The organism is Mucilaginibacter achroorhodeus (assembly GCF_007846095.1).
GTDB lineage: Bacteria > Bacteroidota > Bacteroidia > Sphingobacteriales > Sphingobacteriaceae > Mucilaginibacter > Mucilaginibacter achroorhodeus.
This window is the reverse complement of the sequence record NZ_VOEI01000003.1, coordinates 90723-106547: the sequence shown is the minus strand read 5'-3', so window position 1 is coordinate 106547 and position 15825 is coordinate 90723. Positions and strand designations below refer to the sequence as shown.

Annotated in this window: 16 protein-coding genes; 7 read left to right on the top strand and 9 right to left on the bottom strand. The window is 41.0% G+C overall.

Going from position 1 to position 15825, the window contains the following annotated elements; translation table 11 throughout:
- Nucleotides 1-23: 23 nt before the first annotated feature.
- Nucleotides 24-497: a VOC family protein gene (locus FPZ42_RS10220; protein ID WP_146271005.1), complete on the top strand. Its 474-nt coding sequence runs from the start codon at nucleotides 24-26 to the stop codon at nucleotides 495-497.
- A 42-nt stretch (nucleotides 498-539) separates the two neighbouring features.
- Here the strand turns inward: FPZ42_RS10220 and FPZ42_RS10215 are convergent, their stop codons facing one another.
- Entirely contained in the window at nucleotides 540-842 is a 303-nt protein-coding gene (locus FPZ42_RS10215; RefSeq protein ID WP_146271003.1) for a hypothetical protein, read from the bottom strand.
- A 231-nt stretch (nucleotides 843-1073) separates the two neighbouring features.
- Here FPZ42_RS10215 and FPZ42_RS10210 point away from each other — a divergent pair, with 231 nt between their 5' ends.
- Nucleotides 1074-3044, top strand: a complete 1971-nt coding sequence (locus tag FPZ42_RS10210; RefSeq protein ID WP_146271001.1) for a tetratricopeptide repeat-containing sensor histidine kinase — start codon at nucleotides 1074-1076, stop codon at nucleotides 3042-3044.
- Here the strand turns inward: FPZ42_RS10210 and FPZ42_RS10205 are convergent.
- Complete coding sequence (locus tag FPZ42_RS10205) at nucleotides 3041-3316, bottom strand: DUF4342 domain-containing protein (protein ID WP_146270999.1); 276 nt, start codon at nucleotides 3314-3316, stop codon at nucleotides 3041-3043. The two genes, FPZ42_RS10210 and FPZ42_RS10205, sit on opposite strands and share 4 nt — an antisense overlap.
- A gap of 109 nt (nucleotides 3317-3425) precedes the next feature.
- On the opposite strand from FPZ42_RS10205, the gene FPZ42_RS10200 reads away from it, so the two are divergent.
- Complete coding sequence (locus FPZ42_RS10200; RefSeq protein ID WP_146270997.1) at nucleotides 3426-3848, top strand: secondary thiamine-phosphate synthase enzyme YjbQ; 423 nt, start codon at nucleotides 3426-3428, stop codon at nucleotides 3846-3848.
- A gap of 66 nt (nucleotides 3849-3914) precedes the next feature.
- Here the strand turns inward: FPZ42_RS10200 and FPZ42_RS10195 are convergent, their stop codons facing one another.
- From FPZ42_RS10195 to FPZ42_RS10175, 5 genes are all read right to left on the bottom strand, one after another.
- Nucleotides 3915-5093, bottom strand: coding sequence for an aldose epimerase family protein (locus tag FPZ42_RS10195; RefSeq protein ID WP_261382273.1), 1179 nt, complete (start codon nucleotides 5091-5093; stop codon nucleotides 3915-3917).
- Between the two features lie 24 nt (nucleotides 5094-5117).
- The gene (locus FPZ42_RS10190) at nucleotides 5118-6152 is read right to left on the bottom strand and encodes a glycoside hydrolase family 43 protein (protein ID WP_146270995.1); all 1035 of its coding nucleotides are present in this window, start codon (nucleotides 6150-6152) and stop codon (nucleotides 5118-5120) included.
- A gap of 3 nt (nucleotides 6153-6155) precedes the next feature.
- Nucleotides 6156-7025, bottom strand: a complete 870-nt coding sequence (locus FPZ42_RS10185) for an HAD-IIA family hydrolase (protein ID WP_146270993.1) — start codon at nucleotides 7023-7025, stop codon at nucleotides 6156-6158.
- A gap of 90 nt (nucleotides 7026-7115) precedes the next feature.
- The gene (locus FPZ42_RS10180) at nucleotides 7116-8153 is read right to left on the bottom strand and encodes a hypothetical protein (protein WP_186458739.1); all 1038 of its coding nucleotides are present in this window, start codon (nucleotides 8151-8153) and stop codon (nucleotides 7116-7118) included.
- Between the two features lie 106 nt (nucleotides 8154-8259).
- The gene (locus FPZ42_RS10175) at nucleotides 8260-9618 is read right to left on the bottom strand and encodes a glutamine synthetase family protein (protein ID WP_146270989.1); all 1359 of its coding nucleotides are present in this window, start codon (nucleotides 9616-9618) and stop codon (nucleotides 8260-8262) included.
- Between the two features lie 83 nt (nucleotides 9619-9701).
- Between FPZ42_RS10175 and FPZ42_RS10170 the strand changes: the two genes are divergently transcribed.
- Nucleotides 9702-10115: a gamma-glutamylcyclotransferase family protein gene (locus FPZ42_RS10170; protein ID WP_146270987.1), complete on the top strand. Its 414-nt coding sequence runs from the start codon at nucleotides 9702-9704 to the stop codon at nucleotides 10113-10115.
- 34 nt (nucleotides 10116-10149) lie between these two features.
- Here FPZ42_RS10170 and FPZ42_RS10165 read toward each other — a convergent pair whose 3' ends face one another.
- Nucleotides 10150-11160: a glutamine synthetase beta-grasp domain-containing protein gene (locus FPZ42_RS10165; protein WP_146270985.1), complete on the bottom strand. Its 1011-nt coding sequence runs from the start codon at nucleotides 11158-11160 to the stop codon at nucleotides 10150-10152.
- 242 nt (nucleotides 11161-11402) lie between these two features.
- The gene (locus tag FPZ42_RS10160; RefSeq protein WP_146270983.1) at nucleotides 11403-11924 is read right to left on the bottom strand and encodes a hypothetical protein; all 522 of its coding nucleotides are present in this window, start codon (nucleotides 11922-11924) and stop codon (nucleotides 11403-11405) included.
- Nucleotides 11925-12208: 284 nt separating this feature from the next.
- Here FPZ42_RS10160 and FPZ42_RS10155 point away from each other — a divergent pair, with 284 nt between their 5' ends.
- The 3 genes from FPZ42_RS10155 (at nucleotide 12209) to FPZ42_RS10145 (ending at nucleotide 15825) form a co-directional block, all read left to right on the top strand.
- Entirely contained in the window at nucleotides 12209-13708 is a 1500-nt protein-coding gene (locus tag FPZ42_RS10155; protein WP_146270981.1) for a malate:quinone oxidoreductase, read from the top strand.
- A gap of 100 nt (nucleotides 13709-13808) precedes the next feature.
- Nucleotides 13809-14759, top strand: a complete 951-nt coding sequence (locus tag FPZ42_RS10150; RefSeq protein WP_146270979.1) for a glycosyltransferase family 2 protein — start codon at nucleotides 13809-13811, stop codon at nucleotides 14757-14759.
- Nucleotides 14760-14856: 97 nt separating this feature from the next.
- Nucleotides 14857-15825 (top strand): glycosyltransferase, encoded by a 969-nt coding sequence (locus tag FPZ42_RS10145; RefSeq protein ID WP_146270977.1) that lies wholly within the window; start codon nucleotides 14857-14859, stop codon nucleotides 15823-15825.

The window sequence follows — 15825 nt, the reverse complement described above, 5'->3', positions numbered from 1 at the left end:
TCTTTGGATTATAAATTTAAATTATGAAAAAGATAATCCCTTTTCTTTGGTTTGATAATAACCTGCAGCAGGCGATGGACTTTTATAAGTCTGTTTTTGACGACTTCAGTATCACTTATACAAACAGCTATAGCAAAGAAGGCCCAGGACCGGAAGGATGCCTGATGAGCGGACAATTCAGAATGCACGGCCAGGATTTTATGGGGCTCAACGGCGGGCCGCATTTTAAATTCAATGAGGCCGTATCGTTCTTTATCAGTTGCGATACACAAGAAGAAATAGATTATTATTGGGAGAAACTTACCGCTGATGGCGGAAAAAAATCACGCTGCGGTTGGCTTAAAGACCCATTTGGTTTATCCTGGCAGATCTGCACCCCAATATTAGGAAAACTTCTCGCTGATCCGGACAGAGAAAAAGCCGCAAGAGTGATGCACGCCATGATGCAAATGGATAAGATAGTTATCGCTAATATTGAAGAGGCAGCACAAGGATAAAATAAAAAGAGGCGGGTTTAAAAATCCGCCTCTTTTTGTATGCTAATACACCGCGTCCGGCGCTTTGTAATCAAATATGAAGTCTGCTATCTTCTTCAGTTCAGGTATTTTAAGCTTTGTGCCTTTATACTCCCACTTTTCTTCGTCTTTATCGATACTGATCTCTCCCAAAAAATTAGGATCGTTTTCGTCAGTTGGCTCGTTTAGCATGTCTTTATGGGTAAACTTACCCAGGAACCTTGAAGAAAAAATCTTATAGAGTCCGCTTCCCCACACCCCTCTTTCTGCAACAATTTCTACGTGTTTTTCAGTATCTGAATCGGTTTTAAGCTTTAAGATGACCATGTTGTTTAAGATTTATATATTAATGACAAACTATAGCAAATGTTGTTTTTAAACATTCAATTTTTAATGTAAAAATGTGAACATTCATGTTAACGCTGCATTAAATTACAAGATATATCTGTTCACAAATTACTTTAACTAATGTGTAATATGCTTTAAGGTTAGAACTTTACAACAGCAGATATTTTGTATATTTGAAGCCCTGTTGATTGATTCCCATTTAAACATACCGTGAATACTGCCGCGCGTATTTTTCTTCTTTGCGTTATAAGCATCCTCTTTGCGTTATCGGCAAATAAAGGGATTGCGGCTATTCAAAAAATCACCCCGGCTGCAGATACCAATAAGATCGAGCTTTACAATAAACTGGTTTCCAGATACCGATACGATAAGCCCGACTCAGCGGTATTTTACGCCAATCTTGGTTTACAATTAGCCAAAACTACCCACAACAAAAAGGGTCAAGCCGTTATGCTTAACCAGTTAGGCATGATAGATGATAACGTTGGCGAATTTGAGAGTTCCAGGAAAAAATATTTGCAAGCGCTTGAACTATACCGCATTATAGGTGACAGTAAAGGTATGGCTACAGAAAACATCCGGTTAGGTGTAGTAGAGCTGCGTAAAGGTCAGTACGATCGATCAACCGGATTTTTCTTAACTGCCTTAGAACTAAGCCAGCATATTGCCGACAAATTTGGCCAAATGGAAGCTTACATCACTTTAGGTGAAGCTTATGCCGGCCAGAAAAAACATGACCGTGCGTTACAGTACTACCATATAGCTGAGAAATTAAATGCTGGTTTACCGTTTTCTAATCTTTCCCTAAACCTTTTTAACGATATTGCTATCTCCTATCGTGAAACCGGCCGGTTAAACGAGGCTAAGCCTTATCTGCTTAAGGGATTGAAATTAAGTGAGGTACCCAAATACCAGGGGCTCAACATTACGCTGACCAATACTTTAGCATCTGTTTATGCAAAAGGAGGCGACACTATCACTTCTATTAAGCTGCAGCAGGCAGCCTTGGCCAAGGCCAGAAAGATAAATAACTACATCAGGCAGATACAGACGCTGATGGGGCTTGCAACCACGTATGGTAATATTAATCCGGCAAAATCATTGGCGTACTGGCAGGAAGCCTTACAACTATCCGAAAGCCGTAAAGCTTACAAAGAGCAGGTTGACGAGCTAAATGCTATTGCCAATATTTATGAATTGCAAAGGAATTACCCGGAGGCATATAAAGCGCGCAACAGGCAATACCAGATAGCGAACGAATTTTACTATAAAAAAATGAGCAGGCAGATCGTAAGCTTACAAAATGCCTACGAATTAAACCAATCTAAAGCGAGAGAGCAACAACTTCGCTTTGATAACAATAAGCGCGATCTGCAGCAAAGTATATCTTATGGCGTAATAGTAGCAGTTTTTATTATCCTGATGGTGCTGGTTTATTTTTACTTCCGCACACGCAAGCTTAATTATCTACTCAATAAAACCAATGCAGAGTTAAAAGAGTCAAATATGGTTAAAGATAAGCTCTTCTCCATATTAGGCCATGATCTGAGATCGCCCTTCATTTCGGTGATCAATCTACTCGATATTGTTGATGATGATGACCTGGAGCCCGGCCAGCGCAAAGATTTATTAAATCAACTTAAAAACAACACAACGGTATCTTTAGAAACTTTGGATAGCCTGCTCCGTTGGGGGCAAAAGCAGATCAAGGGTATACCGATAAACCCATCTGCCTTTAACGGGCGGGACCTGGTGAATAAAGCAGCGACATTTTTAAGCGGCGTTGCAGGAAATAAAGACGTTGTTATTGAAAATAAGGTAAGGGAGAACTTAAGCATTTTTGCAGATCCGGATCACTTTGAGTTTATCATCAGGAATCTTCTATCAAATGCTGTTAAGTTTAGCCCTCAAAACAGCAACGTAACAATCACCGCAGAAAAGCATGACGACCATAAGGTTTCAATTACCGTTACAGACAATGGTATTGGCATTGCCTCAGACAAATTAGATGGGATATTCGACTTGGGTAATATCAGCACAAGGGGTACCGGCAATGAAAAAGGTACCGGCCTTGGTCTTCTGCTTTGCAGAGAGTTTGCTGAAGCAAATAATGGTTCAATTACCGTAAGCAGCCGTATAGGTTCCGGATCATCCTTTACAGTTAACCTTCCATCCGCTTAAAGCGGATGTTCATTATCGTTGCCGGCAGCAGTCCCGTCTTCACGTTCAACCGTTAGCGAACATTCACCAACTACTAAGGCTAACGCACCAACAGCAGCCAATATAGGTGCCAGCACGGCAGCTACAACACCTATCGCTAATGGGAAACTCAGTAGCTCTTTGCCTGCTTTATCATTAATAGTGATGCGGGTGATGTTACCCTCTTCTATCAATTCTTTTATTTTGTTAACCAGGTTTTTACCATTTAGGTTAAAGGTCTCTTTTGTTTTCATATTTGTTTGATTACGTCACAGTCAATATGTTACAGATACATTGCTTATGATATCCGTTAAGGGCCGGTTTAATTTGAACATAATGCAGGATCAGTTTGTATTATTAAATATGAAAATATTTCAGCAGATTATTCATTTACCGCAGGCAAGGCGTGGCTTCCATATTATCACAAGAGAAATTACTAACGCTTTACCACAGATAAGCCAGTTAAAAGCAGGAATGCTGCAGGTGTTTATTCAGCATACATCTGCATCGCTTTGTATCAACGAAAATGCCGACCCAACCGTGCGCCAGGATTTTGAAATGTTTTTCAACAAGGCAGTGCCTGAGAACGACCCTGATTACCTGCATGATTATGAAGGTGCGGACGATATGCCCGCTCACCTAAAGGCTGCCATGTTAGGCAGCTCGGTAACCATTCCTATCACCAATGGCCGCTTGGCTTTAGGAACCTGGCAAGGCATCTACCTTTGTGAACATCGCGACCGTGGTGGTAGTCGGTCCGTTGTTATCACAGCTTGGGGAGAGTAATGTAACCATAAACAAAAAGAGACACGAAAATCGTGTCTCTTTTTGTTTATGATCAGTTAAAGCATGTTATTTAACCACGCTGAACTTGTAAATAGATTGCGTTTTATAAGTCTGGCCGGGTTTCAACTCTGTTGAAGGGAAAGTTGGCTGGTTCGGAGAATCAGGATAGTGCTGTGTCTCAAGGGCAAATGATGTACGATATTCATCTTTTTTGCCGTGCTTCATCGTATTTTGGCTCTGCATAAAGTTGCCACTGTAAAACTGCAGACCGGGCTCTTCTGTAAACACTTCCATTTTGATACCGCTTTTGTCACCAATTACTGTAGCTATCGGCGTGCTGATGTCATGTTTGCTTAACACGAAGTTATGGTCATAACCCTTGCCGTTCTTTAACTGTTCGTTTTGCTGATTAATACGTTCGCCAATTTTTGTGGGTTTCGTAAAATCAAACGGTGTGCCTGCAACGGCTTCAATTTTACCTGTAGGAATCAAAGTGCTATCTACCGGGGTGTAATTATCTGCAGCCATTTGTACCGAGTGATCCAAGATAGTGCCGCTGCCCTCGCCGTTTAAGTTAAAGAAGGCATGGTTGGTTAGGTTAACAACCGTGCTTTTATCCGTAGTAGCAGAATAACTCACTTTCATGGCGTTATCATCAGTTATCTGATAGGTAACTTTAACATTTAAGTTGCCCGGAAAACCGCCTTCCATATCTTTAGCAAGGTAGCTTAACTCAAGTGTTGCACTATCTATCTGTTTTGCATCCCAAACCGTTTCCTGGAAACCCGGATGACCACCGTGTAAAGTGTTTTGTCCGTTGTTGATAGCTAAGGTATATTCCTTGCCATCCAGTTTAAATTTACCTTTTGCAATACGGTTACCAAAACGGCCGATAGTTGCACCGTAATACGGTTCCTTTGAATTGATAAAGCCATCAACGTTCTCAAAACCTAAAACCACATCAGTTAGCTTACCATCTTTATCGGGCACTAATAAGCTTACAACACGCCCGCCATAATTGGTTACCGCAGCCTCCATCCCATTTTTATTTTTCAGGATGTAAAGGTGAGTTTGTTTGCCGTTAATGGTTTTCTCAAATGCCGAAGCCTGAGGTAGCTGTGGTTTGGTTTGGGTACTATCTGTCATGGTTGTTTCTGATTTTTTTGCAGCTTGGTTACAAGCCGTAAACGCTACGCTTGCTGCCAGCATTACTGCCAAAGTTGCTTTATTAAATGTGTTTGTCATAATATGAATTACTAATTTTCTGATTTACTTATCTGATGGTGCTTTCAAAACAGTCCCTTCAGCGACAGGTTCACCAAAGTTTGGTGTGCCATCTGCATTCCAGGTGAATTTTTGCATTCTTGGCGAACGAAAACCGCCACAGCCTTGCCCCGCCTTTGAATTGGCATGATAAATTATCCAATCCTCTTTCCCATCTGCCGATTTGAAGAACGAGTTGTGACCAGGCGCATACACGCTTTTTTCAATTGAACGCTGAAATACCGGCTTGTCAGATTTTTTCCAGGAATTGGGATCCAAAAAATCGCTACCGGCAGATGCGGTAAGCATACCTAATGCATAAAAATCAGTCCAGCAACCACTTGCAGAGTATATAAGGAAAAGCTTATCACCATGGATCAATATCTCGGGGCCTTCATTCACATTAACATGTGGTGGGTTACTATTTTTACCTAAGTCGCCATTTTTTTCCCAATCAAACAAGGGGCCCGATATTTTGGAACGCTTACTTTCTATAGTCCACGGATTTTTCATTTTTGCAATGTAAATATCCTGTTGACCATTAAAATCGCCTTCCCAGCCAGACCAGATCATAAATAACTGGCCCCTGTGTTCGAAAACCGATCCGTCTATAGCCCATTTATCAGTGGCATCTCCTACCCGCCCTTTAAAAGTCCATGTGCCTTTCGTTGGATCATCAGATTGATTTTCGATTACGTACATGCGGTGATCATTATTATCCCCATCGTCTGCAGCAAAGTATATGTACCATTTACCGCTGAGGTAATGTAATTCAGGAGCCCAAAGTTCCTTTGAATAACTTTTCCCGGCAGGCGGCGTCCAAACAACTTGCTTCTGCGCCCTTCCAAGATCGGCCATGTTCTTTGTTTTCCAGATAGCCAGGTTGCTACCGGTAGAATTGGTATAGTAATAATAATCACCGTGCCTTATTACCCAAGGATCGGCACCGGAGGGCAGTAAGGGGTTTGTGAAAGTTTTTTGTTGCGCTGATGAAATCAGCGTGAAAAGCAACATAAAACAACTGATAACAACTGTTTTCATAGATTAAAAATTCAAAGCCTCAGGCCCTAAAACTGCACTTTCACAAATATAAGTAGGCACAATGCCTGTAGCCTGTATGCGGTTATCTGCATCTTGTGGCAAAGTATTGCCGGATAATACCAATATCGTATCTAAACCAAATTTATTACCGCCAATAATATCTGTTTGAAGAGTGTCGCCAACCATGACGATCTGCTTTTTACTGATCGGACGGTAGTCTCTTATAAGGTCATAAGCAAACATAAACATTTGCGAATCAGGCTTACCAAACCGAATAAACTTTTTGCCCACTATAGTTTCTATCATTTGCGCTATACCACCAATGGCAATGCTCACATCGTGTTTTGATACCGGGTAAGCGTAATCAGTATTGGCAACAATAGCCGGTATGGTACGCTTGCGCAACAGGTTAACGGTTTTGTTGATATCATGAAACCAATCGAAACCCTCGTCATCCATAAATACCAGCGCATTTACTTTGTCAATATTGGTACTGTCCACATCGCGTACCGGTAGCGTTTTTAAGCCGGCACTTTCTATATAATGCGCAGACTCTTCTGTACCCAAATAAGCCACGTAACCATCATGTACCTTTAATTCCAGGTATTCTTTAGTAAGCTGTCCCGATGAGATTATCCTATCTGCTGATACGCAGTGAAGATCTTTTTTATGATAAGATTCCGCAAGCTGCGCAGGGCTGCGAGAGGCATCGTTTGTAACAATGTAATACTCTTTGCCCTGGGCTTCGAGATAGGCAAATGTTCTTTCTATACCCGGCAGCAAGCCACTATGGGTTTTCAGCACACCAAACGCATCAAAAAAAACAACGTCGTAACGGTCTATAATCGATTTGAAATCCTCAATGCGTTTCATGTTTTAGTTCAATTGTTCATTAGTTTATTGGTTCATTAGTTCATCGTGTAGGGTATTTTAACTACTCACTTAATTAACTTAATCAACCACTCATTCAAGCCCTAACGCCTTTATAATTTTTTCGGCATCGAAATCCCTATCTACTGATGGCAAATATATTTCCATTGCTTCTGCCTGTAATTTCTTTGCATATTGCTCGCTAAAAAAGTATTTACCATCTTTTATTACATAATTAAGAATAAAGAAACGGTAAGCTTCCTTCAAAAAGCGTATCTCATCTGCCGTTATTGGGTTAATTTTGTGATATTCCTGTAAGAACAGTATAAACCGGTCTTCCATCATTGGGCCTATCACGTAACTGAACACGGTACGGTCGCCGGCATCTGATACTACCCTGCTGAAAAAGTAAAAATCAAGCAAACGGTAACTCATCCTAAACCAATCGTAATCCCAGCGCGAAAACAACTCCAAGTCGGCCGTGACCGAGAAATTACCAATGTTCCAGTCGATAAAAACAGGTATGATCTCAAACGAGCTCATGTTATACCGCGACCGGTTTTTCAGGAATTGCTCGCAATGGTATTTTAAAAGATCTACCTGTGCACGGGTGCCAAATTTCTGCTCATCTTTATCTAACTGTCTTTGCAGGTCGTAAATATCTGTTCGAAGTGTTTTTGATGATTTAGGAACTACGTTCTTAACCCTTGAGCAGGCTTTATGGAATTTGCCTATCTGGCTACCCAGTTTTCTGATCATATCATCATCTAACCTGCGGGGCAAACGTTCTGCCATACGGGTTGGGTTGTAAAAAACCACCCAGGCATCATCTTTACCGCTTTTGTAGCGATAGATATAGACCCTGTTATTCTTAAGCAGGGACTTCGACAGCAGGTTCTCGAACGGGTACAACAGGTTGTTTGACAGCGCTTGTATAATGCGATGATCTTCTTTAAAATGCTCAAACTTGCCAAAGAATGATAGCTTGGCGATAACAATATCGTCGTCATCAAAGGTGATGCGGTACACGTGATTGGTAGACACCATGGCACTGATATCATCAATGCTGCGGATCGTCTTAGATTTATCGTAACCCTCCCAGGCCGATCTTATAATTAGGTGAAAGTCCATTTTATGAACCGGGATCGAGCGACCTGATCCCAAGTAATACATTGGTTAATGAGGCTAATATACTATTGTTTACCGTTTTTAAATGTAGATACTACAAATAATCTGATCATATCCCTTCAAAATATCTTTTCAATTCCCAATCGCTCACACTTTTGGCATATTGCTTATGTTCCCACAAGCGGGTTTGAGTAAAGTGTTTTACAAATCCATCGCCAAATAATTCTTTAGCAACAGGAGAATTTTGCATTGCAGTAGCAGCATCAAATAAGTTATTGTGCAGCACACCGTTAGATTTATTCTCATAACCGTTACCCTTTGTTGCGGCAATGTCCAAGTTAAGTTTGTTTTTTATGCCATATAGGCCTGATGCCAGTGCTGCCGCAATAGCGAGATAGGGATTGGTATCTGAGCCGGGTATGCGGGTCTCTAACCGGGTGTTTTTCTCAACTGTATTAATAACCCTCAGCGCTGTTGTGCGGTTATCAATTGCCCAGGTGATGGTAGTTGGCGCCCAGGCACCTTCTACCAGGCGCTTATAGCTGTTAATGGTCGGGGCATACATTGGCAATAAGTGCGGCATACAATAAAGCTGGCCGGCCAGGTACTGTTTATGCAATTCGCTCATCTTGTTTAGGTCTGTACCATTGTAAAATAGGTTCTTACCACCATCCGCCGACCATAAACTTTGGTGGATGTGCCCACTGCAGCCAGGCAAATTTTCATTCCATTTTGCCATAAAGGTTGCAGTTAAGCCATGCTGCGATGCAATTTCTTTCACCGCAGTTTTAAAAAGCACCGCCATGTCTGCAGCTTCTAAAGTTGGTGCGTGGTGTATAGCTGCTTCGTATACTCCCGGCCCTGTTTCTGTATGTAAGCCTTCAATTGGTATTTGGTATTGGGTAAGCTTATCAAACAAGTCGTTGTAGAATGACCTATTTTGAGAGGGCCTTAATATAGAGTAGCCGAACATACCCGAAGATAATGGTTCCAAATTCCTGAAACCTTTATGCTGAAGGCTCTGCGGTGTTTCATAAAAATTGAACCATTCAAATTCCTGTGCAAATTGCGCTACGTAGCCCAATTCATCGCACTCAGCTATTGTCTTTTTTAGCAAGCTTCTTGGGCATACATCTAATGCATTTTTATCAGGACCTGTATAATCAGCTATAAAAAAAGGCACGTTATCTTCCCAGGGGATCATCCGAAAAGTCGACAGATCGATATAACACTGCTTATCCGGATAGCCGCTGTGCCAGCCGGTCACCTCAACATTATCATAGGGTGTATCGGTGCTATCCCAACCAAAAACCACGTCACAAAAACCATAACCACCTTGCAAGCCATCCAGAAATTTTTGTTTGCTGATCACCTTACCACGCAAAATGCCATCTATGTCAGCAAACGCAAATTTTATTTTTTGAACATTATTGTCTTTAATGTGAGCTATAACCTGGTCTGTATTCATTTCAGCTGTATAAAATGCCAATTTAAGATAATTTGGAATAAATTAGGGCTTAAAATCAGTATAAGCCTCATCAGAATTCTACCATGACAGACTTTCTCTTTATATATGGCACCTTACTACAATCTGGCAACGAATTTGGATCATACCTTCAACAAAATTGTTCATTTGTAACTCTCGGTCATCTACAAGCACAACTTTACGATCTGGGCGAATATCCTGGCATAGTTATATCGTCAAAATTCGATCAAGAGGTTCATGGAAGTGTGTTTGAAATGAGGGATCAGCCGGAGATACTCAGACGCCTGGACTACTACGAAGGTGTTGGCCCTGATGAAGAGCACCCTAATCTCTATCGACGCGAAATACACCCTGTGAAAACCAACAAAGGTATTATGCAAGCCTGGGTATATGTTTACAATAGAAGCGTTGAGCATGCCATCGATATTCCCGGCGGGGATTACCTAAAGTATTTAAACAAAAAATCCCCCGGTAAATAAGTACCGGAGGATCTGTATATCCAGTTTGCAAAGATTAAATCTTGGCAGATTTTACTGTTTTAATGATAACTGCAGCTACTTTGTATGGATCTGCAGCAGAGTTAGGGCGACGGTCTTCAAGGTAACCGCTCCAGTTATGGTCTACAGCGTAAAGCGGGATGCGGATAGATGCACCACGGTCTGATACACCATAGCTAAAGTCGTGGATAGAAGCCGTTTCGTGTTTACCGGTTAAGCGTTGATCGTTATCAGCACCATAAACGGCAATACAATCAGCAACTGCTGGACGGAACGCCTCACAAACTGCTTTGAATTTCTCTTCGCTGTTAGCAGTACGCAATAAAGTGTTAGAGAAGTTAGCGTGCATACCAGAACCGTTCCAGTCTAACTGACCAAGCGGTTTACAATGCCAGTTGATTGATACTCCGTATTTCTCACCTATACGCTCCAATAAGTAACGTGCAACCCAAATTTGATCGCCGGCTTCTCTTGCTCCTTTGGCAAAAATCTGGAATTCCCACTGACCGGCAGCAACCTCAGCATTGATACCTTCTACGTTAAGGCCTGCCTCTAAACAAGCATCTAAGTGTTCTTCAACTATCTCACGACCGTAAGCGTTGTTTGCACCTACTGAACAGTAGTAAGGGCCTTGCGGACCCGGATAACCACCAGCAGGGAAACCAAGTGGTTTGTTAGTTGCAGGATCCCATAGGAAATACTCCTGCTCAAAACCAAACCAAAAATCGTTATCATCATCCTCAATATGTGCACGGCCGTTTGACTCGTGTGGCTGACCTTTTGAGTCTAATACCTCACACATTACAAGATAAGCATCTTTCCTTTGTGGATCTGGAACTGTAAAAACCGGTTTCAAGATACAATCTGATGAGCCGCCCGGTGCCTGCTCGGTTGATGAACCATCAAAGCTCCAGTTATCCAGATCTTCAACCTTTCCACTGAAACTTTTAACAATTTTTGTTTTGCTGCGCAGGCTTTGAGTTGGTTTGTAGCCGTCAAGCCAGATGTACTCGAGTTTTGTTGCCATTTTTAATGATAAATTTGAATTTTTTAAGTTTAATTATAGTTCCTTATAAAATCAGTCAGTCTTTATGCCGCTAATTTAGAGTATTTTTATAAATTCAATAACTTTTTTGAAAAAATTTATAAAAATCGGAACTAAAAATCTCAAAAATTCAATAAATCATCATTTTGTATCAAAATACGTACATCTTACTATGCTAACATAGCATTTCAATTATCATCTAAATTCTTAACAAGTGATTTTACTTACTTTGCAGATGCCACGCCCCAATAACACGTTCTTCGTATCGCTTTCGAGTCGTTAGCGTTCGCAATAATCTCTTTTTTGCTGTTTTTTTCTAAAAAGTAAAGGTTTCCGTTTGTGTTATCATAAATAAAAGAGGCCAGTGCATTATTTGATTTATTTTTATTCATAACATCCAACCTCACCGCATTTGTTGGGCTGCGTTTACTGGTAGAATCCGCCGAGGTTTGGGCGGTCACCCAATTGATCTCATATTTCACATCAGAAGAGTTAGCAGCTAAGCCAGTTTTTTTAAATTCATCTGTTTTTTGTACCACTCCTATCAGGCATTTAATGCATGGGTCTGGTACAGTTGCAAGTTTGGAGTAATTCTTATCGGGATTATTGATTACCGCTACCTTTTTATTCTTGATGGCAAGTGTTGTTTGAGTAGTGTCTTTGTTATTAGATGGTGATGTTTGCTGCTCACAGGCAAATATGCATGTGCTCATCAAAGCGGCAAAGAACAGCAATATGTTTTTCATGGGCTACAATGGTTTCAACAATAAACGCTAATGGCCAGTAATTGTGTGTTTTAACCGTGTAGTAGTATCAATTAATAATTCTTTACTATTTTTAAAGAAACTATAAAATGAAGCCATTTTCATTAAAAAATTACAATCCTTAAGCGAAAAATTCTGTTAAATTTATTAAAATTGCCTGATTGTATTAAAAAGCTTAGCATAAATTACTTCTGTCATAAACTTTAATAAATACTATCCGTTTTTAAGGTGCAGAGCCGAAATTTAGTCGGCATTTATAAACTATCATGAGTAACAGCAATATCGGATCAAATAGTACGGTTGATGTAGTTTTAATTGGCGCAGGTATTATGAGCGCTACGCTTGGCGTTATGCTTAAGCAGTTACAGCCTGATCTGTCAATAGAAATATTTGAGCGCCTTGATACCGTTGCTGCTGAAAGTTCTGATGCCATGAACAACGCCGGTACAGGTCACTCTGCTTTTTGTGAATTAAATTACACCCCCCAACTTAAAGATGGCTCGATAGAAATTACTAAAGCCATAAAAATTGCCGAGCAATTTGAACTGTCTAAAGAATTTTGGTCATTCCTTATAGAGCAGGGCTATGTGAGTAGTCCTGAGAGCTTTATCCGTAAAGTACCTCATATGAGCTTTGTTTGGGGCGACGAAAATGTTGAATATTTGAAAAAACGCCAGCAGGCTTTAGTAAAGCACCACTTTTTTAAAGGTATGGAGTACTCTGAAGACCATGCCCAGTTAGAAAAATGGATCCCCCTAGTAATGGATGGTCGCGACGAAACTCAGAAAGTATCTGCCACTTTTATGGATATGGGTACTGATGTAAACTTTGGCGCCCTAACCCGTAGCCTCATCAGTAAATTAGAACAAAAACCTGGTGTTAAGCTCAGCCTTAACCATGAGGTTGAAGACATAAAGCGCAACAAAGACAATTCATGGCGCATTAAAGTGAGCGATCGTTTAAATGGCGGTCAGCGAAAACTTGACGCTAAATTTGTGTTTGTAGGTGCGGGCGGTGGTGCCTTAACACTGCTTCAAAAATCGGGCATACCAGAAAGTAAAGGCTTTGGTGGTTTCCCGGTAAGCGGGCAATGGCTTGTATGCAACAAACCTGATGTTGTAGCACGCCACAATGCTAAGGTATATGGAAAAGCATCAGTAGGTTCGCCGCCAATGTCGGTTCCGCATCTGGATACCAGGATGATAGATGGCAAAAAATCATTGCTATTTGGGCCCTACGCCGGTTTTTCAACCAGGTTTTTGAAAAAAGGATCCCTGCTTGATCTTTTCAAATCCATAAAGTTAAATAACATATTGCCGTTATTAGCCGTAGGGCGTGATAACATGGCACTTACCAAATATCTTATATCGCAGGTACTTCAATCTCCTGATGACCGCCTTAAAGCTTTACAGGAATACTTCCCTGAAGCAAAAAAAGAGGATTGGGATCTGGACATTGCCGGTCAGCGTGTGCAGATCATCAAAAAAGACCCTAAGCGTACAGGCGTACTTGAGTTTGGTACTGAAGTAGTAACCAGTGCCGACGGTAGCATTTCCGCATTGTTGGGTGCATCACCTGGTGCATCAACATCAGTGCCTATTATGATAACTTTGATAAGCCGCTGCTTTAAAAACTTTATCAATACGCCGCAATGGCAGGATAAATTCAAGCAGATGATCCCGTCTTACGGACAATCATTGGTTGATGACGAAGCCTTGGCGGATGCTACGAGGGAACGCACGAGCAAGGTTTTAGGATTGATCTGATTGAACAAAATATTTGTATATATATAAAGAAGGCTGCCGTAAAGCAGCCTTCTTATTTTTTTATATTTTTGCAGCTAACCTTACCGCAAGGTTCTTTTAAATGGATATATCAGTAGTAATACCTTTATATAACGAAATTGAATCGTTACCGGAGCTTACCTCATGGATAAGCAGCGTAATGACAGAAAATAGATTTACGTACGAGATCATTCTTGTTGACGATGGCAGTACCGACGGTTCATGGGGCATGATCATGAAACTGCGTGATGGAAATCCGTTTATCCGGGGCTTCAGATTCAGGCGCAATTATGGTAAATCAGCAGCTTTAAATATCGGCTTTGATGCAGCACTTGGCGATGTGGTTATTACCATGGATGCTGACCTGCAGGATAGCCCTGATGAGATCCCTGAACTTTATCGTCGGGTAAAAGAAGAAAACTACGACCTGATATCAGGCTGGAAAGCTAAACGCTACGACCCTATTTCTAAAACCATCCCAACCAAGCTTTTTAACGCGGCTACCCGCAAAATGAGTGGCATCAAAAACCTGCATGATTTTAATTGCGGACTTAAAGCCTATCGAAACACCGTTGTAAAAAACATTGAAGTGTATGGCGAAATGCACCGCTATATACCTGTATTAGCCAAATGGGCCGGGTTTACACAAATAGGCGAACAGGTAGTTGAGCATCGCGCACGTAAATACGGTAAAACCAAATTTGGTTGGAGCAGGTTTATCAATGGTTTCTTAGATCTGTTGTCGATATTCTTTGTTGGTAAATTTGGCAAACGCCCTATGCACTTCTTTGGGTCTATGGGCACGCTTAGCTTTTTTGCGGGGATAATAATTGCCGTTTGGATGCTTGTGGAAAAGGTTTATCTTATAGCTCATCACCTGCCTTATCGGGATGTTACATCCAACCCATTGTTTTATATTGCTTTGGTTGCAATAATACTCGGTTCGCAACTTTTTCTTACCGGCTTTGTTGCCGAATTGGTATCCCGCAACTCAAACGACAGAAATAATTATCAAATAGCTGAAACGATATAGATATGAGATTTTAGATACCGATTGTTAAGGTATCCTGCATTAGACATTTCAATTAATTCTCATATCTCAAGTCTCGCATCTCACATCTATTTACGAAATGTTTTTTTCCATCATCATACCTTTATATAATCGCCCCCAGGAAATTGATGAATTACTGGAGACACTTACCCGCCAAACTTACAAGCAATTTGAAGTTTTGGTGATTGAGGATGGCTCTGTTAATAAAGCAGATGAGATAGTAAAAAAATATACTGACAGGCTTGATCTGCGCTACTTTGAAAAACAGAATGAAGGCCAGGGATTTACTCGTAATTTTGGTTTTGAGCGTGCAAAGGGCGACTACTTTGTGATATTCGATTCAGATTGCCTGATACCCGAGAACTATCTTGAGATAGTAAACAATCACCTCAAAAATAATTGGCTTGATGCTTATGGCGGCCCTGATGGCGCACACGAGTCGTTCACCCCTACACAAAAAGCTATCAGCTACGCCATGACCTCGCCCTTTACCACTGGCGGTATACGCGGCAACAAAAAAAGAATTGGCCAGTTCCATCCGCGCAGTTTCAATATGGGGGTATCGCGCGCCGTATGGGAAAAAGTTGGAGGTTTTATTATCACCCGCCTGGGTGAAGATATTGAGTACAGCATCCGCATACACGCATCAGGTTATAAGATAGGCTTAATACCGGAGGCTGTAGTTTATCACAAACGCCGCACAGATTTTATAAAGTTTTACAAGCAGCTTCATTTCTTTGGTAGGGCGCGAATCAATATTTATAAGTTCTTCCCTTCGCAGTTAAAACTGGTACATTTTTTTCCGTCTGTTGTAACACTTGGCATCTTATTTACGATAATAGCTAATGTATTCGCCTGGCGCATTGCCCTGCTGTGTAATACGCTGTTGGCATTTTACATTTTGTTAATATTTTTTCACTCTCTTATTAAGAATAAGTCGCTAAAAATCGCATTTTTGAGCATCATTGCTGCGTTAACTCAACTGGTAGCTTATGGCTTAGGTTTTATGCAGGATTTTTGGAAACGTGTTATTTTAAAAAGGTCGTAG

Bases quoted from the DNA above. Each gene is read 5' to 3' on its own strand.
- FPZ42_RS10150 (WP_146270979.1), top strand. From the start codon at position 13,809: ATGGATATATCAGTAGTAATACCTTTATATAACGAAATTGAATCGTTA.
- FPZ42_RS10195 (WP_261382273.1), bottom strand. From the start codon at position 5,093: ATGACAAACACATTTAATAAAGCAACTTTGGCAGTAATGCTGGCAGCA.
- FPZ42_RS10180 (WP_186458739.1), bottom strand. From the start codon at position 8,153: ATGGACTTTCACCTAATTATAAGATCGGCCTGGGAGGGTTACGATAAA.
- FPZ42_RS10215 (WP_146271003.1), bottom strand. From the start codon at position 842: ATGGTCATCTTAAAGCTTAAAACCGATTCAGATACTGAAAAACACGTA.
- FPZ42_RS10165 (WP_146270985.1), bottom strand. From the start codon at position 11,160: ATGGCAACAAAACTCGAGTACATCTGGCTTGACGGCTACAAACCAACT.
- FPZ42_RS10200 (WP_146270997.1), top strand. From the start codon at position 3,426: ATGAAAATATTTCAGCAGATTATTCATTTACCGCAGGCAAGGCGTGGC.
- FPZ42_RS10205 (WP_146270999.1), bottom strand. From the start codon at position 3,316: ATGAAAACAAAAGAGACCTTTAACCTAAATGGTAAAAACCTGGTTAAC.
- FPZ42_RS10155 (WP_146270981.1), top strand. From the start codon at position 12,209: ATGAGTAACAGCAATATCGGATCAAATAGTACGGTTGATGTAGTTTTA.
- FPZ42_RS10185 (WP_146270993.1), bottom strand. From the start codon at position 7,025: ATGAAACGCATTGAGGATTTCAAATCGATTATAGACCGTTACGACGTT.
- FPZ42_RS10220 (WP_146271005.1), top strand. From the start codon at position 24: ATGAAAAAGATAATCCCTTTTCTTTGGTTTGATAATAACCTGCAGCAG.
- FPZ42_RS10175 (WP_146270989.1), bottom strand. From the start codon at position 9,618: ATGAATACAGACCAGGTTATAGCTCACATTAAAGACAATAATGTTCAA.
- FPZ42_RS10170 (WP_146270987.1), top strand. From the start codon at position 9,702: ATGACAGACTTTCTCTTTATATATGGCACCTTACTACAATCTGGCAAC.
- FPZ42_RS10190 (WP_146270995.1), bottom strand. From the start codon at position 6,152: ATGAAAACAGTTGTTATCAGTTGTTTTATGTTGCTTTTCACGCTGATT.
- FPZ42_RS10145 (WP_146270977.1), top strand. From the start codon at position 14,857: ATGTTTTTTTCCATCATCATACCTTTATATAATCGCCCCCAGGAAATT.
- FPZ42_RS10160 (WP_146270983.1), bottom strand. From the start codon at position 11,924: ATGAAAAACATATTGCTGTTCTTTGCCGCTTTGATGAGCACATGCATA.